Annotated in this window: 14 protein-coding genes; 7 read left to right on the top strand and 7 right to left on the bottom strand. The window is 73.8% G+C overall.

Annotated elements, in window-relative coordinates; genetic code table 11:
• Positions 1–78: 78 nt before the first annotated feature.
• Positions 79–2,007, bottom strand: coding sequence for a L,D-transpeptidase (locus WMF33_RS21710; protein ID WP_437338927.1), 1,929 nt, complete (start codon positions 2,005–2,007; stop codon positions 79–81).
• A 296-nt stretch (positions 2,008–2,303) separates the two neighbouring features.
• On the opposite strand from WMF33_RS21710, the gene WMF33_RS21705 reads away from it, so the two are divergent.
• The 3 genes from WMF33_RS21705 to WMF33_RS21695 all read left to right on the top strand — a co-directional run bounded on the left by WMF33_RS21705 (position 2,304) and on the right by WMF33_RS21695 (position 5,423).
• Positions 2,304–3,671 carry a hypothetical protein gene (locus WMF33_RS21705; protein WP_437338926.1) on the top strand — a complete coding sequence of 456 codons (1,368 nt, stop codon included), beginning with the start codon at positions 2,304–2,306 and terminating at the stop codon, positions 3,669–3,671.
• A gap of 202 nt (positions 3,672–3,873) precedes the next feature.
• A complete protein-coding gene (locus tag WMF33_RS21700) occupies positions 3,874–5,127 on the top strand; it encodes a hypothetical protein (protein ID WP_437338925.1) in 1,254 nt (417 codons plus the stop codon).
• Positions 5,128–5,180: 53 nt separating this feature from the next.
• Positions 5,181–5,423 (top strand): hypothetical protein, encoded by a 243-nt coding sequence (locus WMF33_RS21695; protein ID WP_236644703.1) that lies wholly within the window; start codon positions 5,181–5,183, stop codon positions 5,421–5,423.
• A gap of 138 nt (positions 5,424–5,561) precedes the next feature.
• Here WMF33_RS21695 and WMF33_RS21690 read toward each other — a convergent pair whose 3' ends face one another.
• The 5 genes from WMF33_RS21690 to WMF33_RS21670 form a co-directional block, all read right to left on the bottom strand.
• Positions 5,562–7,271, bottom strand: coding sequence for a hypothetical protein (locus WMF33_RS21690; RefSeq protein WP_437338924.1), 1,710 nt, complete (start codon positions 7,269–7,271; stop codon positions 5,562–5,564).
• Positions 7,272–7,471: 200 nt separating this feature from the next.
• A complete protein-coding gene (locus WMF33_RS21685) occupies positions 7,472–11,581 on the bottom strand; it encodes a hypothetical protein (RefSeq protein ID WP_437338923.1) in 4,110 nt (1,369 codons plus the stop codon).
• A gap of 197 nt (positions 11,582–11,778) precedes the next feature.
• Positions 11,779–12,747, bottom strand: a complete 969-nt coding sequence (locus WMF33_RS21680; protein ID WP_437338922.1) for a hypothetical protein — start codon at positions 12,745–12,747, stop codon at positions 11,779–11,781.
• Positions 12,748–12,928: 181 nt separating this feature from the next.
• On the bottom strand, positions 12,929–14,455 hold the full coding sequence (locus tag WMF33_RS21675; RefSeq protein WP_437338921.1) for a methyltransferase domain-containing protein: 1,527 nt from the start codon (positions 14,453–14,455) through the stop codon (positions 12,929–12,931).
• Between the two features lie 39 nt (positions 14,456–14,494).
• Complete coding sequence (locus tag WMF33_RS21670) at positions 14,495–15,145, bottom strand: transaldolase family protein (RefSeq protein ID WP_061627907.1); 651 nt, start codon at positions 15,143–15,145, stop codon at positions 14,495–14,497.
• A 229-nt stretch (positions 15,146–15,374) separates the two neighbouring features.
• Between WMF33_RS21670 and WMF33_RS21665 the strand changes: the two genes are divergently transcribed.
• The gene (locus WMF33_RS21665; protein WP_437338920.1) at positions 15,375–16,925 is read left to right on the top strand and encodes an ATP-binding protein; all 1,551 of its coding nucleotides are present in this window, start codon (positions 15,375–15,377) and stop codon (positions 16,923–16,925) included.
• A gap of 46 nt (positions 16,926–16,971) precedes the next feature.
• Here WMF33_RS21665 and WMF33_RS21660 read toward each other — a convergent pair whose 3' ends face one another.
• The gene (locus WMF33_RS21660) at positions 16,972–18,492 is read right to left on the bottom strand and encodes a sigma-54-dependent transcriptional regulator (protein ID WP_437338919.1); all 1,521 of its coding nucleotides are present in this window, start codon (positions 18,490–18,492) and stop codon (positions 16,972–16,974) included.
• Between the two features lie 117 nt (positions 18,493–18,609).
• Here WMF33_RS21660 and WMF33_RS21655 point away from each other — a divergent pair, with 117 nt between their 5' ends.
• The 3 genes from WMF33_RS21655 to greA all read left to right on the top strand — a co-directional run bounded on the left by WMF33_RS21655 (position 18,610) and on the right by greA (position 20,372).
• The gene (locus tag WMF33_RS21655) at positions 18,610–19,470 is read left to right on the top strand and encodes an outer membrane protein assembly factor BamD (protein WP_061627909.1); all 861 of its coding nucleotides are present in this window, start codon (positions 18,610–18,612) and stop codon (positions 19,468–19,470) included.
• A complete protein-coding gene (locus tag WMF33_RS21650) occupies positions 19,467–19,781 on the top strand; it encodes a hypothetical protein (RefSeq protein ID WP_020736284.1) in 315 nt (104 codons plus the stop codon). The genes WMF33_RS21655 and WMF33_RS21650 overlap by 4 nt, the downstream gene beginning before the upstream one ends.
• 114 nt (positions 19,782–19,895) lie before the next feature.
• Positions 19,896–20,372, top strand: a complete 477-nt coding sequence (greA, locus tag WMF33_RS21645) for a transcription elongation factor GreA (RefSeq protein WP_020736283.1) — start codon at positions 19,896–19,898, stop codon at positions 20,370–20,372.
• Positions 20,373–20,400 lie beyond the last annotated feature (28 nt).

Here is a 20,400-nt window from a genome sequence, read left to right as displayed (position 1 = left end):
AGCTCGGCGGCCGGCGAGGCGCCCGCGGGAGCGGCCGGCGGCGTCCCGCCTCCGGGGTCGAGCTCGATCGCGACGCGCTCACTCGTGGATGGAGATGATCGTCCCGCGGTTCTCGGGCGTGGCCCACACCCCGTGCCAGCCGCGGGGCAGCCTGGGCTCGCTCCAGAAGAACACCTTCTTCGCGTCGAGCGGCGAGAGGTTCACGCAGCCGTGGCTCATCTCCCGGCCGAAGTTGGAGTGCCAGAAGGCGCCGTGGAGCGCGTACGACCCGTCGTAGTACGCGACGAACGGCACGTCCTCGATGCTGTACGGCAGATCGCCCGCGACCGTCCCGTCGCCGTCCATCGTGGTCGCGATGTGCTTCTCGCGGATGCGGAACACCCCTGTCAGCGTCGGGTGGTCCTTCTTCTTGTCCTTCGAGCGCCTGCCGGGGGAGACGAGCGCCGCGAAGACGGGCCTGTCGCCCTCGACGGCGACCAGCGTCTTGCGCGACAGGTTCACGTCGATCCACTTCTCGCCCGGCGCGAGGTCCTGCGGCGGGGCGCCGAGCTCGGTGTACGTCCCGTCGGCGCCCTTCATCCACCAGCCCTCGGTGGTCTTCCGGTAGACGACCGACTTGTGCTTGTGGCTCTCGCCCGTGAGGCCGAACGCGGCGAAGCGCTCGAGCGAGCCGGCCACGGAGACGGACTTCATCTCGGCGTCGAACTGGTACTTGCTCGCCGTCTTCGCGAGGATGAAGCCGACCGACTTCGCGCCCTCGGGGAAGTCGATGCCCTGCGAGGACGGCGGCTTGATGATGTACATGCGGTCGCTCGGCGCGACGAGCCCCGCGGTCGTCTTGTACCAGCTGCGGCCGTTCCACCCGAAGGTCTTGTCGACCGCGACGAAGAAGCCCTTCACCATCCGCTTCGCGACCGTCGCGTCGGAGTCCTTGTCGAGATCGGCGAGCGTGACGTTGCGCGGCCTGCCGTTCTCGTCGACGTTCTCCCACCAGGGCTTCTCGGGCTCCTCCTCGACCGGCGCCGGGGCCATGATGCCGAGCGACGCGGCCGCGGCGACGGCCGCCGCCTTGTCCTCCGCCGCGGACGCCTGCGTGGCGACGGCGGCCACCGGGGTCGCGCCCGGCTCGGGGGGGCTCGCCGAGGGGCGCGCGGCGGCGGCCGCGGCCGCGGCGGCGACCTCCTTCTCGGTCTCCTCGTAGAGCTCCTCGGCGCGCTGCCGCTCCTCTTCCTTCTTCTTGCGCTTCGACGACTCGAGGTACGGCTCGTAGCGCGCCATCTCGTCCTTCGAGGGGACGGAGCGGTAGAGCGGCGTGCCGTGCGTCGTGTTGAACGCGTACTTGTACGGGAGGACGTCGTCGAGGTTCGGCGCCGTGATGCCGAGGCGCACCTGCGGGTTCGACAGGTCGGTCGTGGCCGACCTCCCGCAGACGTAGCCGCCGTCGAGGAGGCGGTACCAGCCCTTGGCGCAGCTGCCGCCCTTGATCGGCTTCGGATCGACCGGCACCTTGCTGCCGAGCCGGATGTAGCCGAGCCGCTGCTTCGAGAACTCCATCGTCGGGTAGACCGCCGCCTGCGGCACGATCGAGCCGAGCAGCGGACCCGTGTAGGGCTTGTCGGGCGCGGGCGGCTCCGGGGCCGCCGAGGGCGCGGCGCTCGGCGCCTCCTTGGGGGCGTCGGCCGACGCGATCGCGCGCGCCGACGAGGTGGGCGACGGGCGGGGGAGCGACGACGTCCGCTCGGGCGGCGACTTGCCCTCGGTGGAGGGGCCGGGGGGCGCCTCGCCCTGGCAGCCGCTCGCCCACGCGGCGGTGCCGGCGAAGGCCGCCGCGGCGATGAACCCGAGCGCGCTGGAGACGAGCGAGGAGCGCGCGGCGCCGCCCGCGGAGCGGCCTGCGTCCGGCGCGGGTTGCGGCTTCCGCGCGCCGCCGGTGCGGACGTTGCCGCTGCCGTGCGATCGTGCGGGGTCGTTCTGCCCGCGGGGGCGGGGCGCCTGAGAGCGGTTCATCGCATCCACAGCGTTGGGCGAGGACCGGCCATCCCGGTCCTCGCGGTCGTTTGATCGACCCGTAGGGTCGGGTCGGCTCGGCGGTCTTAGTACCTGGTCACTCACGTGTCGATCCACTTCTCTGCGGAGCGCGCGTCCCTCGGGTTTCGCCGCGGCGGGCGCCGGGGCAGGCGGCATCGCATGAGCGTCGCCGGAGCGAACGACATGCCACGCAGCCCCGACGTGGGGCGCACGCGCGGCCCGCGCGCCGTCCGCGGTGCGAGTGCCGTTCGGACGGCGGCTGCTAGGGTACCGCCGTGGCGGAACGGACCCCGGGGCGTGGCTCGAACAACACGACTTCGGCCCGGCGTGCGGGCCTGGGCGCCGGGGTCATCCCGCTCGTCCGCGCCGCCTCGCGGCGCGCGCTGGCGACCGCGGCGGCCGTCGCGCTGCTCCTGCACCTGCCCCTCCTGCCGACCCCGCTGTTCTCGTGGCTCGAGGCGATGTTCGCGCTGCGGGGCGAGCTGACCGACTACGACGCCGGCGAGACCATCGTCCCGATCGACCTCGATCTGCTCGCGGACGATCCCAGCGCGGTCGCGGCGGCGCCCGCCGCGACCGGCGGCGCGGCGACGCCCGGCGGCGAGGGCGCCGCCGCGCCCGCGACGCCGCCGCCCGCGACGCCTCCTCCCGCGGCGTCGGCCAGCGCCGCGCCCGAGGCGCCGGACGCCGGCGCGCCGCCGCCGCGCCGCCGGCCGCCGGGCGACGCGGGCCCGGACGCGGCCGGGGACGGGGGCGCGGGCGACGACAGCGATCACCCGAACCTCCGCACCCCGCTGAGCGCCGCGGGCGCGCCGGGCAAGCTCGCGTCGAAGGACCCGAACGTGCAGGTGCTCATCGCCGGCGACCGGCTGCGCAGCCACGAGCTCGGCGAGTGGTTCGGCCGGATCCTGACGACCATCCCCCAGTGGCAGTCCTTCTTCCAGGACACCGCCGTCGACCCGATCCGGGACATCGACCACCTCCTCATCGCCGGGCCGCAGCTGCGCGACTCCAGCAAGGTCGTCGCCGTCATGGACTACCGGGCGCCCGAGGAGGCCATGCGCGCGGCGGTCGACGTCGTCGTCCAGCGCTCCAACGGCTCGTGGATCGAGGACGCCCCCGTCCCCGCCGCCCGGGCCACCGCCGACCGCAGCGAGCGCATCTTCGCGCTGGTCCCGGACCGGCGGCTGCTCGTGGTCCTTCCCGCTGAAGAAGAAGCTCAACTGTCCAAGTTGAAGTCTATGAAAGGCTTCAACAAATCGTCCGCGGCGGGCATCGTCATCTCCCTGCTCACGCCGGCGAACGCCTTCCGCGGGGTCCAGGCGCTCCCGAAGAGCATCGCGTGGATGCGGCTCACGGTCACGCCGACCAAGGACGGGGGCGCCGACCTGACCCTCACGGCGGGCGACGAATCCGCTGAAGATGCGCTGGCTCACGCGCAGGAGCTCACGAGGACCTTGAACGCGATCCGGACCATCAACCTGGGGATCACGCGCATCGACGTGGTGGACGAGGTCACCTTCAACACCGACGGGAAGGTCATCTGGTCGAAGCTCCACGTCACGAACCGGCAGCTCAAGCTGATCATGGGCTTCGTGGAGCAGGCGCTGCGGGAGCAGGCCGCCGCGCGGAGGAGGAAGTAGCGCGCGGCGCGGAAGCGGCGACGCGCCGGGCGGGAGCAGCGCCGCGGGCGGGGAAGGGGCGGCGCGCGGGGCAAAGGACGGCCGCGCGCGCCTCGGGGGGCGCGGAGACCCTCCGGGGCCGCTCGGAACACTAGCCAAAGGGGCGGCGTTCAGTTAATCCGACCAGCCCGCGCCGATGACGCCCGATCACTCTCCGCACGCCGTGCTCGATGAGCTTGCCGGACACCCCCATGGCGACGACCTCGCGCGGGTCGTCCACACGGCGGCCTTCGCCGCCGCGGACGAGCGGCGGACCACCCTGGAGGGCGGCCTCGCGGAGCTCGTGGACCGCGCGGGCCTGTCGGCCGCCGACGCGGAGACCCGGTTCGGCAACGTGATCCGGGCGCTCGAGCGCGGCACCAGCGAGGGCGCGGGGAGCGCGACCCGGGTGCTCCTCGCCACGCTGCTCGCCCGCGGGGTCGCCCTCTCGCCGCCCGAGGGGCCGGACGCGGAGGGGCGCGTGGCCGAGGCGCTCGTCTGGCTGGCGACGTACACCTCGGTCGACGCGCTGACGGCTCTGGACGCCGCGCTGGGCGAGCGCGCCGCGGGGCTCTGGCGGGCGGTCGCCGCGCTGGTGCGGCGCGCCGACCAGGGCGCGCTGCCGCAGCTCGGCCGGGCGGGCGCGATCATCGCCGCGGCCGCGCTGCGGGGGAGCGCCTCGACGGACGCGCGCGCCGAGGCCGCGGCGCTGGTGGACGAGGTGCGCGACCCGATCGTGCGGTCGCTGCTGCGCGACGCGGCGTCACCCGGCCGGCGGCCGAGCCGCGCGCCGGGCGCGTCGGCCGCGGGCGGCGACGCCGCGCAGGGCGGCGCGGGGGCGAGCGGGGACGAGGGCTGGGCGGAGGGCGACGGCCGGGCGCCGGGGCGGCTCGCGGGCGAGCTGTCGCCGCCGCCGCGCGGGCCGGTGGCGCTCGTGCTGCTGGCGGCGACCGGGATCCTGCTGGCGATGCACGCCGCCCGGCTCGCGGGGCGGTTCCTCCTGCGGTACCGCCGGCCGGCCGCGGTGGAGATCGGCGCGAGGGGCGTGACCGTCCGGAGCCGGACCGAGCTGTTCGGCCGGACGCTGCGCGAGCAGGAGACGTACATCCCGGTCGAGTCGCTCCTGCGGGCGACGCGCGAGGTGCGCTACCCGCGGCTCGGGCTCTATGCGGGGCTCGTCGCGCTGGGGCTGGGGACGTACCTCGGCGTGTCGCTGCTCGTCGACGGCGCGCGGGCGGGCTCCCCCGAGTTGCTCGGCATGGGCGCGCTCGTGTTCGCGTTCGGCGCGGCGCTCGACTTCGGGCTGTCCCACGTGGAGACGGCGGCCCGCGGCCGCTGCCGCGTGGTCCTCGTCCCGCGGAAGGGCCCGGGGGTCGCGCTCGCGGGGATCGAGCGCGCGGCCGCGGACGCCGCGCTGAGCAGGCTGCCGCGCGCCTGAAACTTGGCCGGATCGCGCCGCCTCCGCTAGGCCGATCGGGCGAGGTGATGGCGATGCGCTCGAAGACCGAGGCGATGGCGGGGCTCAGGCGGATGCTGCACGACATGCTGATCGCGCGGGAGGGCGGGGAGAGCGCTCCCCGCCTGGCGCGCGCGAAGGGTTACGTGGACGGCGCGATGCGCGAGCTGCTCGAGAGCGGCCAGGCGACCCGGCAGGAGCTCCTGGAGCTGGTGGCCGCCGAGCGCGCGCGCGTGAGCGGCCCCGCGATCACGGAGATCCGCGCGGCGTCGCTGTGAGCGTGTGACGGCGTCGCGCTGCGGCTCGCTGTGAGCGCGTGACGGCGCCGCGCTGTGGCGCCGCCGTGAGCGCACGGCGGCGCTGCGGCGCGGCTCACTGGGCGCGGCTCACTGCGCTGCGGCTCACTGCGCCGCGGCTCACTGCGGCGCGCAGCTCGTGTTCGTGGCGAAGTCCCAGCAGGCGCCGCTCACCCCGGGCGCGCCGGCGTTGCTGTCGCCGCCGCCGAACCCGGAGCGACCGCCGCCTCCGGCCGGGCCTCCGTCGAACGGCACCTCGGCGGGCGCGGGGCTTGGCGTGACCTTGTAGGCGATGCCCACCGCGTGGCCACCTCGACCGCCGCCGCCGGGGCCGCCGTCGCCGCCGGCCCCGCCCTTGCCACCCGGGCAGCCCTCGATCGAGCCGGACGCCGTGACGCGGTTGCCGCCGTCGGCCCCCGTGCCGCCCGCGCCACCGGGGCTTCCGTCCCCGCCCGCGCCGCCGTTGCCCGCCTTGCCGACGGCGACGGTCACGTCGGTCAGCGCCAGCTGCGTCCCGAGGCTGAGGATCGCGATGCTCGATCCGCCGGCCTTGCCGCCGGCTCCTCCTCTGCCGCCGCAGCCGCCGGCCCCGCCGCCGCCGCCGCTGGCGCCCGCACCCTCGGTGAAACTCCCTCCGCCGAGCGAGCAGAACTGTCCTGCCTTCGCGCCGCCGCCGCCGCCGCCGCCTTGACCGCGCGCCCCGTTGACGCCCTTGCCGCCGTCGCCTCCGACGATGCTGGCCAGCTGCAGCGTGGTGTCGCTGCCGCCCGTGCCAGCCCCGCCGGTGGCGCCCCTCGCGCCGGGTTCGCCGCTCCTGCAGTCGATCGACGCGCCTGGCTGCCCGTGCCCGACGCCGCCGACGCCGTCCTCGGTCGAGGGATCCACCTGCGGCGTGCCGGTCTGGCCGTTTTGCCCGCGCCCCTCGTCTTCCTCGGGCTTTCCACCCAGGCCGCCGACGCCGCCGCTCGTCTCGCCGTCGTCGCACGTCGTCTTGCCCGGCAAGCCGCCGTAGACCGCGACGACGCACGCGTGCGACACGTCCGCCGGCGCGCTCGCGCCGTTCTGCGCGGCCGCCGACGTCTCGCCCGACGCGCCGTCCCTCGCGTCGCCCGCGATCACGTCGACGCGCACGAGCTCGGCCTCGATATCCGCGACCGCTACGCCGATCGACGACCCGCCCGGCTTCGTCGCGTCGGCCGCGCGGATCGTGAAGCTCTGGACCTTCACCCCGCCCGCGTCCTCCGCGAGCGTGAGCGCCACCTCGTCGGCGGAGCCCTCGATCGCGCTCCGCGCCTGCTCGCTCCAGGCCCAGTCCGCGGTGCAGTCGAAGCCGCCGATCACCTCGACCGGCGCCTTGACCGTGACGCTCTCCTCGAACACGCCGCTCGAGCACGCCAGCACCCGCTTGCCGTTCGCGTTCGCGATGGCCTCGGCGAGCGACGCGTACGGCCGCGCCTTGGTCCCGTTGCCGTCAGACGCCGCGTCCGCGCGCGCGAACACGGCGCACCGCTCCGTCACCGTGCTCGCGTCCTGGGTCGGATCCGGGTCGCACGTCGGGTCGGGCGCGTTGCCGCCGGTCCCGGTCGCTGCGGGGGGGCAGTACCGGGCGTCGTCCTCGCAATCCTCGGAGTAGGACAGCGGCCAGCATCCGACGAGCTGCAACGCCACGACCGCCGACGCGGCGGGGAGCGTCCACAGGAAGGGGATGCCGAGCCTCCGCCGGCGCGCGGCGCGCCGCGACGGCGCGCCGATCTCGGCCTGCGCTCCGCCGGAGGGGGGAGGGGATGCGTTGCTCACCGCCTTGCTGCTCGTCCGTTCCGTCGCTCTCATCGTCCAAGCCTTTCCTGTGGCGCTTCGCCGTGCCTGCACATCCTTGCAGAGGACGCACCGCGCCCTGGTCGCGCCGACCGGAGCATAGCCAGTCGGCGGATCGCCGGATCAAGGGCGATCCGCCGGCCGCGTGCTCCCGCCGGAGATGCGCGCGGCGCCCCGCGCCCGCGCGGGCCGGGGCCCGGCGCCCTGGCGGGGGCTCAGGGGGCGACGAGCGCCACGTCGCCCTTCGTGGTCTGGCCGCCGACGCGCCACCAGTTCGCGATGAGCAGCTCCCCGTCCACCTCGATGATCCGGGAGAAGGCGCCCGCGAACCCCTCCTGCTCGATCTCCTGCACGAGCCAGCTGTGGCCGTCGCCGCTCTTCGTCCCGATCGCGAGCCGCAGGGTCCCGCTCGTCGCGTCCTGGTAGCTGATGCGCACCTCGCCGGCCGCCGTCACGAACACGCTCGCGTCGTCGCCGACGAGGTGCTGCCCGTCCGCGAAGGGGACGCCCTCGATCCCGAGCCCGTCGTCCGCCACCTCGGGCGCCTCGACCTCCTCGCCGCCCTTCACCCGTGCGTACCGCAGCCCCTCCGAGCGGCCGTCCGCGTAGGCGAGGTGCCAGTCGCCGGCGCGATCGATGAACAGCGACGCGCCCATGCCGACGTCGCCCGTGTCGGTCCCGTCCGGCGCCGCGCCGTCCACGATCCGCGTCTCCCACGCCCCCGCCGATCGCGACGCGATCACCAGGTCGCCGCGGATGCGATCGTAGAACGCCAGGCCGAACCCGCCCGCGTCGTCCGGGGCCATCGCGATGTAGTCGCCGATCGCCTCGGGGTACGTCTCGGTCCGGTTCCCGTCGGAGATCTCGGCGCACGCCGGCGAGCCGTCGCCGTCGATGCACGCTTCTCCCGAGGCGCACGCCGGCGCGCAGTCGCCGCTCGCGAGCGGCTTCACGCAGCGCCCCGTGGACCGGACGCACTTCGTCCCCGCGCCGCAGAGGAACTCGCGGCACGGCGTCGCCTCGTCGGTCGCCACGTCCTCGAACCGCCACGCGCCCTCCCCGGGCGTGGCGCTCTCCCCGGTCGCGAGCCGGACGCTCGACGTGACCGCGCCGTCCTCGCCGGGCTCCATCGCGAGGTAGGCGATGACGGGCAGCCCCTTCACGAAGAGGAGCTTCGCGTAGCGGCCGATGTCGCTGTTCGGCGCCTGCTGCACGGAGCTCACGGCCCACGTGTCGCCCTGCTTCTGCGCGAACTTCAGCCCGCGGTGGGTCCGGTCGTAGTAGGCGACCGCCGGCTCGCCGTCCGGGCCGATCGCGATCGAGGTCCAGAGGCCGACGTCGTCGCCCGGTTCGGTCTGGCCCCCGCGGAACCCGCTCGCGTCGAACCGGGTCGGGTCGACCGGAGGCTCGGCGGGCACGCCGTCGATCGCCTCCCACGCGACGGCCTCGCCGTCCCAGGTGCCGACCACGAGGTCGCCCCACTGGAAGGCGTTGCGCCAGTCGGCCTCCGCGTAACCGGCGACCCAGACGGTGCGCTTGTCGCCGGCGACCGCGACCGAGGTGTAGGCCCCGATGAGGCCGTGCTCCAGCGTCATGCAGTCGGGCGCGACGCATCTCTGGTCCTCCACGACCGGCTCGTCGCTGCACGAGCAGCCCGCGTGCGAGCCGAGGAGCGCGGTGACGGCGACCGCGGCCAGCGCGCCGCGCGCGCGGCGCCGGGCCGCGCGCGTCGGCGCCTCGCCGCGGGCGGGCGCCTCGCCGCGGGCGGGCGCCTCGCCGCGGGCGGGCGCCTCGCCGCGGCCGCCGGCGCGCCGGGCGCCGCCGCGCCGCGCGAGCCGCACGATCGCTGCGGCGGCCGCGAGGCCGAGCCAGAGGCCGCCCGACGGACCGCCGCTCGGGCCGCCGGCCACGACGCAGCCGCAGCCGGCCGACGGGTCGACCGGGAAGCGGCCGCGGAGGATCGGCTGCCGCGCCGTGCCGAGGTTCCCCTCCTCGTCCACGGCCTCGACCTCGATGTCGGCGGCGCCGCCGACGTCCACCGACCGCATCTCCGCCGCCGTCGACCACGCCGACCACGGCCCGCCGTCGAGCCGCACGCGCACCTTCGCGCGCTCGGCGTCCGACACCCCGTCGCGCACCTCGAGCGGCGCCCACCCGTCGACCGCCGCGCCGACCGAGATGACCGGCGGATCGACGTCGACCACCATCTCCACGGTCGCCGGCGTGGGATCGAGCGACAGTGGGTCGCCCGCGACGCGCGATCGCACCGAGATCAGGTGGCGCCCCGGGAGCCGCAGCCAGTCGTCGCGCAGGTCGACGATGCGCTCGCGCGTGAACGGGCGCCACGCGCCGCTGTCGACGCGGTACGAGTACTCGACGACCCGGGTGCCGTCGTCGAGCGGCGAGCTCATGACGAGCCGCGCCGTGGGCCCGTTGTCGCGGGTCATCGTCGGCAGGCGGAGCCCCTCGGCCCGCACCTCCTTGCGGCTCAGCTCGGCCTGGGTCTCGCTCTGCATCGAGCGCTGCTGCGCCGCCGTGGCGAACGACGCGAAGATGCCGAGGTAGTTGTCCTGGCCCTTCGTGAGCTTCCGCAGGCCGGGGGAGCCCGCCCCCTCGGCCGACTCCGGGAGGATCAGCGAGAGCCCGAGCGGCGCGAGCGACCCGTCGAGATCGATCGCCGGCAGGCCGCTGCCGATCAGCTGCCCGACCTGGCTGCCGAGGAGGCTGCCCAGCGCCTCCGCGATCGACCCGGGGTTCTCCCGGAGGAGCGCGCTGTTCGTCACCTCGCCGTTCGTGACCCCGATCGTCGCGATCACCGGCGTGAGCCCCTCGGGGGTGACCGCGAGGTTCATGGGCACGTCGAGATCGAACGTCGCGGTCATGAACCGGATGAAGCGGTCGAGGGACCAGATGTAGAAATCGAAGCTCGCCCGCTCGAGCTGGATGCGGATCAGCGGATCATCGACGGCGTCCGTGCCGTCGCCGAAGGTGACCCGCGGCGGCGCCTGCGGGCGGATGACGAGCGCGACCTGCTGCGACTCGCGCTGGAGCGCGAGGTCCTTGGCCGACGCCGCGAGCAGCCCCAGCGTGCCGGAGTTGAGGAGAGGCACCGTCTCCGTGGAGATCCCGAGGCAGAGCAGTCCGCTGTTGTAGAGGCCGTTCATGGCGTAATTCGCGAACCGCTCGGAGATCGCGAGACCGACGTGCGGGCCGGGGAGGTCGCCGGGCCAGCCGGAGATGGTGTTGGCGACGAGCTCATCCGGAATCGGAATGCCCGCGGGCAGCTCGATGTCCGACAGCGGCACACACTTCGAGGTCGGCAGCGGCTCGGCGCCGCCGTAGAGGCCGAGGGTGACCCCGTTGCCGATGGGGTTGAGGTCGCCCCACGCGAGATCCGAGCCGTCGTCGCGCTCGCCCATGCCGCCGCCGGCGAGCAGGAGGTCGAACCCGCCCTGGGTGCCGGGGGAGATGCTCGCGAGCAGCTGGCCGAGGTCGAGGTGGCCCTCGACGCCGAGCAGGATCGAGGCGCACTCGTCGGTCGCGTGCGTGCCGTAACGGCAGACCCCGCCGATATCGTTCGTGCCGTCGGGGCAGGCCGGATCCAGCGTCGGATCGGCCTTCTGACAGAGCTGCTGGTCGAGCTGGCCCTTCAGCGCGTCGGACATGGATCCCATGAAGCTCGTGAGGATCGGCTTCACGAAATCGAGGGCATCGCCCACCCACGTGCCCCCGCAGTCGAGGTGCAGGCTCGATTCGAGCTGATCCTCGTCGATCCAGAGCCGGTTCACCTTGACGCGCGAGTAGCCCTGCCGCGAGTGCTGCGGGTTCACGTCGATCTCGATCGAGAGGTCGACCTCGACATCGATGTTCGTGAAGGTCTGCTCGTCGGGCGGGCACGCGTCGTTGCCGTTGAGGGTGACGTACTGGGTGCTCTCGCCCAGGATGCCGCCGTCGAGGAAGAGGGGCAGCCGCTGCATCCGCACCGGCAGAGGCCCCCGGATGACCAGGTTGTGCGGCGTCTTCGGCTGGATCTGCAGCGCCGCGCGCCCCACGTCGATCTCGGCCACGCACGCCGGGGGGGTCGCCGCCGGATCGGCCCCGCCGGGACAGAGGACGTAGTCGATAGTGAGGGGGCTAAAGCCTACCGAGCCCGAGGACTTCGGGATGGAGAAGGTGATCACGCCGCTGTCCCCGCCGCCGAGCAGCGCGCGCCCGAGCACGCCCAGGTTCTGCTCGAGGAACTCGATGCCCGACTGCGTGAGCCGCGCCGAGCCGGCGTTCTCGATGCGGTCCGCGGGCTTGAAGCCGGCGGGGAGGGGGGTCATTCCACAGCCGGAGCACCCGCCGCCCGAAGCGGCACACCCGGCGATGACAAGGAGCACAAGGATGGAGGAGAGATGCTTGATGACGCGGGGCATAAGGAACCCTCCGAGGAGCGCGGCCCGCAGCGCCGAGCCCGCTGGGCGCGGGCGTCAGGACGCCACGACAAAGCGTACGCTCCCCGGAGAGCCGCCCGCAAGCGCTACTGCTGGCAGAGACCGTTGATCTTGACGGCGCTCGCCGCGAACTCGCCGCCGAGCGCATAGGCGTCTGCGCAGTCGTCCGTCGCAGGCGAGTTCGTCGCGCTGCACCAGTCGCCCTTCAGCACGATCTGGCCGCTCTCGTCGCGCTTGCAGGTATTGGGGTCCCCACCGGCTCCGTATTTTACGATATCGCCCGAGAGCACGACACAGAGGCTCTGCTTGACGTCGGGCACGATCACCCGGTCGACCTCCTCCAGCGTGATGAAGGCGGCGAGCTTGCCGCCGTTGATGAACGCCGGGGGGTCGCCGTCCTGGCCGGGGAGGCAGGCGTTCATCCAGTCGAGGCCCTCGACGTTGTACCGGCCGATGCAGTTGTTGTCCGCGGACAGCGTGGCGTCGGTGAGCCGCACCTGGTGCATGGGTAGGATGATCGGATCCGGGCTCGTCTCCAGGAAGATCGGGACGTTGAGGGTCTCGGCCTCGCCGCTCCACGCGCCGTCGTCGCCCACGGGGGCGTCGATCTCGGTCGGCGCGATCTCGAACTCGCCCACGGACATGTTCGCGAAGCAGTACCCCTCGAGCGGGTCGTCCGCGATCTTCGCGCCGCCGGTGCGCAGCTTGCCGTTCGCCTTGTCGAACTCGAGCAGCCAGGAGAAGGTGCCCGTGCCGTTCAGATTACACTGGGGCAGATTGATCGTCAGGCCCTGGGCGACGAGCCGGGCGACATAGCCGATCGCGAGCACGTCGGGCTTCGTGATCGTGAGCTGCGCCATGCGTAGCCCGAACGTGGTCGCGTCCCGATTGTCATGGACGGCGACGCAGTCCGAGGCGACCGCCGTGCAGACCGGGTGTTTCTGCGAGCAGTCTCTTACGGTCGCGCCGCCGGTCGCCCCCGAATTCGAGCTCGTCCCCCCGCCGTCGTCGCCACCGCAGCCCGCCGCAGCGGCCGCGCCCGTCAGCGCGGACACACCTAGTACGCAAACTACCTTCTGAAATCGCATCTCTCGCCTCCTCTCGACTCAAAGATGCCGAGTATAGGCGCCGGGAATGCGATGACCACGCGGGAGACGGGACGCCGCACCGCGTTGTCACCGCCTCATCGCTGCTGCGCGACGAAGCGGAGACGCCGGGCGGCGCGCTCGGGGACGCCTAGCGACGCTCGTAGCGATCGCCGAGGCGGTCGCCCACGGGGAGCGCGCGCAGGAGGCGAATCATGGTCCACACCGTGCCAGCCAGCTTGCGCAGCTTCGAGGTGCCGACGCGCTCGTTGTAGTCGATCGGCATCTCCACCACGCGATAGCCGCACTTGGCCGGGAAGAGCAGCGTGTCGATGGGCAGCGCGTCCCCCTCACCGTCGAAATCGAACGCCCGAATCACCGAGCAGCGGTAAGCGCGCATGCCGCTGTGGACGTCCGAGGTGGGGATGCCGTGCATCGCGTGCGCCATGGCGGCGAAGGCGCGGTTGGCGAGGTAGTTCGGGACCGGCATGGCCGCGGGCCTCGAGCGCGTGCGGGCGCAGTTCACCACGTCGGCGCCCTCCTCCTCGACGAGCCGCCGGAGCACCGGGATGTTCTCGGCGGGGTAGGTGAAGTCGCAATCGAGGTAGATGAGCAGCTCGCTCCGGGCCGCGGCGCTGTACATGAGGAGCTCCATCGCCGGGCCGTGGCCGCGGGGCGGCACCTGGCGGAGCACGCGCGCCCCGAGGCTGGCCGCGATCTCGGGGGTCCGGTCCCGCGTGGAGCTGTCGACGCAGAGGATCTCCGCGTCGGGCGCGGCCTTCCTGATCTCGCCGATCATGGCGCCGACGCTCTCCTCCTCGTCCATCGTGAGCATGCCGACGGTGAGCCGCATCCGGCGGGGGCGCGGCGGCTTCCGGGCGACGATCACGTGCTGGAACGCGAGGAGGCCGGGCGCGCGGCTCGCCACGACGTCCTCCAGCGGGCGGACGAGCGCGTGGTAGGCCTTGTAGGGGAGCGAGCGGGCGAGATCGGTGGGGTCGTCGCCCGCGCCGAGGCCGCTCAGGATGAGCTCCTTGGCGGCGCGGACGAGCATCGGGTTCTGCTCGACGCGGAGCACCTCGAGCCCGGCCCGCTCGACGAGCCGGAGCGCCGACGCGCGGGTGAAGAAGCGGAGGTGCGAGTCGTCGAGGATGCCGCTCGGCGCGTAGTCGAACCGCCCCGCGAGGAGGCCGAGGCGCACCGGCCACGCCGCGACGTTCGGGAGCGAGACGATGACGTGGCCGTCCTCCTCGAGGTGCGGCAGGAAGCGGCAGAGCACGGCGAGCGGATCCGCGGTGTGCTCGAGGACGTCGGCGAACAGGATCAGGTCGAAGCGCCGGTCGCCGAGCGCCTCGCGCACGGCGGCGTCGCTCGTGATGTCGGCGGCGAGGACCTCGTCGAGCGCCTCGCCGGCGCGCGCGACCGACGCGGGCGCGATCTCGATCCCGGTCACGCGCGCGCCCGTGCGCTTGACCGCGGCGCCGTTGAGCCCGATCCCGCAGCCGACGTCGAGCACCGTCCGGGGCCGGCCGGCGACGGCCACGAGGGCCCGGTTCACCTCCTCGACCGCGTACTTGCGGCCGGCGGGGGCCTCCGCCGGGGCGCGGAGCGGCGCGCGCGGGCCGGCGGTGTCCTCGTCTCTCGGGTCTCCGGGGGGGCGCGGCCCTCGAGCTTCCACGTCTCCTCGCGCGCGGCCGGGCTCGGCGTTCACGCGCGGCTACTTAGCACGCTTCTCCCAGGCGGCGTTGAATTCGCGGATCGTCTCCTCGGTCTTCGGGTTGTGGAGCATCTTCCGCAGGATGGCCGGCGGCACGGTCACGATGTGCGCGCCGGCGTCGAGCGCCTCGTTCACGTCCATGAGGTGGCGGATCGAGCCCACGATGATCTCGGCGCGCAGCCGCTCGCGATCGAGCCGCGCGCGCGTGCGCTCGATGACCGGGGCCGCCGGGTAGCCCATGTCGCGGATGCGCCCGCTGAAGATCGAGACGTACGCGCCGCCGGCGAGGGCCGCGAGGTACGCCTGGTTGAAGCTCATCACGCACGTGACGTTGGTGCGCACGCCGCGCTTCGCCAGGGCGTGCGTCACCTTGAGGCCGACGTCGCTGAACGGCACCTTGACGCAGATGCGCTCGGGCGCCCACGCGTGGTAGCCGCGGGCCTCCTCGAGCATCGCCGCCTCGGTCTCGCTCGTCAGCTCGACCGACACCGGGCCGGCCGACGCCGAGAGCACCTCGCGGATGCGCCGCTCGAGGTCGACGCAGCCCGCGTCGCGCGAGAGGATGAGGGGGTTCGTGGTCACGCCCGCGAGCACGCCCCAGGAGAACATCTCCTTGATCTCGTCCGGGTTCGAGCTGTCGAGGAAGAACATGCCGCGCTCCTGCGGGCTCGCCCGAGCCCCGGCGGGGTCTAGGCCAGTTCGGCGGGACGGAGAAGGAGAAACCGTCCGCGCTGCGCTGCGCGGCAGAGCGGCCCGGTCCGCCCGCCACGCGCGCACGTTGCCGGCGTGAACGGCGTTGCAGTCGAGGGGAGTCCGCGCTTCATTTCGGGGAGTCGGGGATCTCCCTCCGGCTGAACGTTTCGGCACGGACAGCGCGTCGATGAGCAGCGGACGATCGTCGTCGAGAGACCCGGTGGAGCACAGCCCGCTGCTGCACAGCTCGCTGCTCGCGTCCTGCTCGCCGGCCGGGCTCTACGTGGCCTCGCTCGACGGCCGCCTCCTCGACTGCAACGAGGCGCTCGCCCGGCTGCTCGGCTACGGCTCGCGGCAGGAGGCGCTCGCGGCGGCGGATCTCGTCCTCGGCGGGTGCGTGGCGGGCGGCGGGGGCGGGAAGCCGCCGCCGGCGAGCGCGATCGAGACGTGCCTCACGCGCCGCGACGGCTCGACGGTCCGCGTGATGCGGACCGAGTCGCTCGCGGAGGGGCGCGGGGAGCGGCTCGTGACCGGGGCGATCGTCGATCTGTCGTCCTCGCGCTCCACCGAGGAGCGCCGGCGCGAGCTCTCGGAAGAGCTGCGCCAGGCGCAGAAGATGGAGGCGGTCGGGCGGCTCGCCGGCGGGATCGCGCACGATTACAACAACCTGCTCGCGATCATCCTGAACTACACGAGCCTCGTCATGGAGGAGCTCGACGAGCAGAGCCCGGTGCAGAAGGATCTCGCCGAGATCAAGGGCGCCGCGCAGCGGGCGGCGTCGCTCACGCGGCAGCTGCTCACGGTGAGCCGGCGCGGGCTCGCGCAGCCGGTCGTGCTGGATCTGCGGGACGTGGTGCGCGGCATGGAGGGCGCGCTCCGCGCCGCCGTCGGGGGCGGCGTCGAGCTCGCGATGGCGCTCGGCCCCTCGGGGTGCCGGGTGCTCGCGGACGCGGGGCAGCTCGAGCAGGTGGTCATGAACCTCGCGCTGAACGCGCGCGACGCGATGCAGGACGGCGGCCGGCTGTCGATCGAGGCGCGCGCGGTCCGCGTCGGCGCCGCGGGGGGCCTGCACGACGCGCACCCGGCGATCCCGCCCGGCAGGTACGCGCGCCTCGTCGTGAGCGACACCGGCAGCGGGATGAGCGACGACGTGCGGACGCGCGCCTTCGAGCCGTTCTTCACGACGAAGCCGAGGGGGAAGGGGGCCGGCCTCGGGCTCGCCACCGTGTACGGGATCGTCAAGCAGTGGCGCGGCTTCATCGAGCTCGCGTCCCAGCCCGGGGAGGGCACGCGCGTCGAGATCTACCTGCCGCTCTCGGCGCGGCCGTCGGCCTCGCGGCGCGGGCGCGCGCCCCACGCCGCGCCGCGCCGGGGCGACGGCGGGACGGTGCTCGTCACCGACGACGAGGACGCGGTGGTCGCGCTCGCGAGCCGGATCCTCGCGCAGCACGGCTACACCACGCTGACGGCGCGCGGCCCGCGCGAGGCGCTGCGCGTCTGCGAGGCGCAGCGCGGGCGGGTCGACCTCTTGCTCACCGACGTGCTGATGCCCGAGATGTCCGGCGGCGAGCTCGCCGAGCGCCTCGTGAAGCAGCGGCCGGACATGCGGGTGCTCTTCATGTCCGGCTACACGGGCGACGCGCTCGCCGCCCGGCCGGACGCCGCGGTGCTGGGCAAGCCGTTCACGGCCGAGTCGCTCCTCCGCGCCGTCCGCAGGGCGCTCGGCGGGGCCGCGTAGCGGGGCAGCAGGGCCGCGTCGCGAGGCGAGGCCGCGGGCGCCGGCGCTACGGCGCCTCGCCCCGCTTGATGCCGTACGCGCGGATCTTCTTGTGGAGGTTCGTGCGCTCGACGCCGAGCAGCACGGCCGCGCGCGAGATGTTCCAGTCGAGGCTGGCCAGCACCTCGACGATGTAGCGGCGCTCGGCCCGATCGCGGAACTCGCGCAGCGTGAGGCGAGGGCGCTCCGGCTCGCTCCGGGCCGCGCCCGCGGGCGGCTCGGCCGCGCCGGGGGCGGGCGGCGCGCAGGGCCCCTCCCCGGCGGCGGCCTGCGCGTCGTCCTCGAACGGGTTCTCGTGCGGATCCTCCGGCAGATCGGCGATGGTGACGACGTCGCCCGAGAGGATCGCGGCGCGCTCGATGACGTTCTTGAGCTCGCGCACGTTGCCCGGCCAGCTCCGGCGCTCGAGCGCGGCGTAGACCACCGGATCGATCGCCTTCTGCTTCAGGCCGTTCTCGTTGCAGAACGCCGCCATGAACGCGTCGGCGAGGGCGCGCAGGTCCTCCATGCGGTCGCGCAGCGCCGGGCTCTTGATCGGGAACACCGCGAGGCGGAAGAAGAGGTCCTCGCGGAAGCGCAGCGCGGCGACCTCGCGCGAGAGGTCCTTGTTCGTCGCGGCGAGCACCCGGACGTCGACGTGCCGGCTGTGCTCGCCGCCGACGCGGCAGATCTCGCCCGACTGCAGCGCGCGCAGCACCTTGGCCTGGGCGGCGAGGTCCATGTCGCCGATCTCGTCGAGGAACAGCGTGCCGCCGTGGGCCTGCTCGAAGAAGCCCCGCTTCGGCCCGCTCGCCCCGGTGAACGCGCCGCGCTCGTGGCCGAAGAGCTCGCTCTCGATGAGCTCGCGCGGGATCGCGGCGCAGTTGACCCGGACGAAGGGGCCCCGCGCCCGCGGCGAGAGCCGGTGGATGGCGCGGCTGATGAGCTCCTTGCCGGTGCCGCTCTCGCCGGTGATGAGCACGCTCGCCTTCGTGGGCGCGACGCGATCGATCTCCTTGAACAGCCGCTGCATCGCGGCGCTCTGGCCGATCATCTCGTAGCGCGACTGCACCTGGGCCTTCAGGTCCTCGACCTCCCGCGCGAGCCGCGAGTTCTGCAGCGCGTTCTTGACCCCCACGAGGACGCGCTCGCGGTTGAGCGGCTTCTCGAAGAAGTCGCAGGCGCCGAGCTTGACGGCCTTCACCGCGTCGTTGACCGTCGCGTGCCCGCTGATCACGATGACCGGCAGCTCGCGGGTGGCGTCGTCCTGGCGCACGCGCTGGAGGAGGTCGAGGCCGTTCATGCCGGGCAGGAGCAGGTCGACCAGGGCGAGGTCGACGGGCATGTCGCCGTGCGCGAGCAGCTCCAGCGCCGCCTCGGCGCTCGGGGCCTCGGCGACCTGGTAGCCCTCGCCCTGCAGGACGAGCGCGAGGGTGCGCCGGATGTTGCGCTCGTCGTCCACGATGAGGACCGTGGGCGAGGCGGCGCCGCCCGGGTGCAGCGTCGGGGTGGGGGCCGCTGGCGCGGGCGCCGGAGGGGAAGCGGGCATGGGCCGACCATACCCCAGCTCCCCCGGGTGCCACGACGCGGGAGCAAGGGCGCGCGCGCCCGGCCCACGGCGGAAGCCCTGGCGCGCCGGCGCCGGATTGGGTACGAGGCGTGCACGATGAGACCCACCGCCGCTGTCCTCGCCCTCGCCGGGTGCCTCGCTGCCCTGGGCGGGCTCGTGGGCTGCGACTTCGAGCTCAACGACGGCCGCACCGCAACCCTCACGTACACCGAGGACGCGCAGGCCGCGTACAACGAGGCCATGGCCGCCTTCGAGGCCAAGGACTGGGAGGACGCGCGCGCCCTCTTCTCCGAGGTGAAGCGGCGCTTCGCGTACAGCCGCTACGCCCGGCTCGCCGACCTCAGGATCGCCGACCTCGAGTTCGAGCAGGGCAAGTACCCCGAGGCGATCTCGGCGTACCGCGCGTTCATCCAGGAGCACCGGACGGATCGGAACGTCGAGTACGCGAAGTACCGGATGGCGAAGTCGCTCTTCCTGGACATCGACGACACGGTGTTCCTGCCGCCGGCCGAGGAGCGCGATCAGGCGACCACGATCGAGGCCCACCGGGAGATCCGCACCTTCCTCCGGCAGTTCCCGCGCAGCCGTTACCGCGATGACGCGGCCTACATGCTCGAGGTCGTGACGGGGCGGCTCGTGCGCCACGAGCTCTACGTGGCGCGCTACTACCTCAAGGAGGACGTGTTCGACGCGGCCATCGCGCGGATCGACTACGCGCTGCGGACCTTCCCGGGCTCGGGGCTCGACGCGGAGGCGCTCGTGCTCAAGGGCGAGACGCTCCTCAAGATGAAGAAGCCGGACGAGGCGCGCGCCGTGTTCGAGTCGGTCATCCGGGACTTCGGCGGCCCGTTCGCGGTGACCGCGCGGCGGTTCCTCGACGAGATGGGCCCCGGCGGGCAGCGCCGCGCGCCCGCCAAGGCGGCGTCGGGCCCGGCCCGCTCGGGGCCGCAGCTGTGACGCAGGCGGTCGGGCGGCCGTCCTCGGGCGCTCGCTACGTGCTGGAGCAGGCCGACGCCGGCGGCGCGCCGGGCGAGTTCGTCTACCGCGGCGTCGTGCGGCTCCCGGACGCGGACGTCCCGGTCGAGGTGCGGCTCGCCGAGGCGACCGGCGCGGCCACGGCGACGGTCGACGCCGCGGCCGTCCCGCACGGCGGCCCGCGCCCGGAGGAGCTCTCCCGGACCGCGGCGGCCCTCGTCCGGAGCGCGACGAAGTCAGCGGACGCCCACGCGCGGCGGCCTCCGCGGAAGATCGTGCGCTGGCGGGGGTAGTCCGGCGGGGGCAGGGCAGGGCGCGCTGCGGTCCGGGCGGCCGGCGCTATCCGCGATCGGCGCGTCTCGCGCCGTCGTCGACCGGCCGGGAGCCATGCTAAAAGCGTCCCCACCATGTCCGAGAAAGTACCCATGACCCCCGAGGGGCAAGCGCGGCTCCGCGAAGAGATGCGACGGCTGAAAGAGATCGACCTGCCGCAGGTCGTCAAGGACATCGGGACGGCCCGGGAGCACGGCGATCTCTCCGAGAACGCCGAGTATCACGCCGCCAAGGAGCGGCAGGGCATGATCGTCGCCCGCATCAGCTACCTCGAGCAGACGCTCTCGCGCGCCGAGGTCATCGATCCGTCCAAGCTGAGCGGCAGCAAGGTCCAGTTCGGCGCCAAGGTCAAGCTCGCCAACGTGGACACGGATGAGGAGCAGAGCTTCCAGATCGTCGGGCCCGAAGAGGCCGATCTCAAGGTCGGGCGCATCTCCATCGCCTCGCCGCTCGCGCGCGCGCTGCTCGGCCACGAGGTCGGCGAGGAGGTCCGCGTGATGATGCCGGCCGGTCCACGCACCTACGAGATCCTCGAAGTCTCCTACGCATGACCGATCGCAACGGCGCCGCTCCGATGCG

The sequence above is a fragment of the Sorangium sp. So ce394 genome (genome assembly GCF_051474665.1).
Classification (GTDB): domain Bacteria; phylum Myxococcota_A; class Polyangia; order Polyangiales; family Polyangiaceae; genus Sorangium; species Sorangium cellulosum_D.
This window is presented reverse-complemented; position numbering and strand designations above follow the sequence as displayed.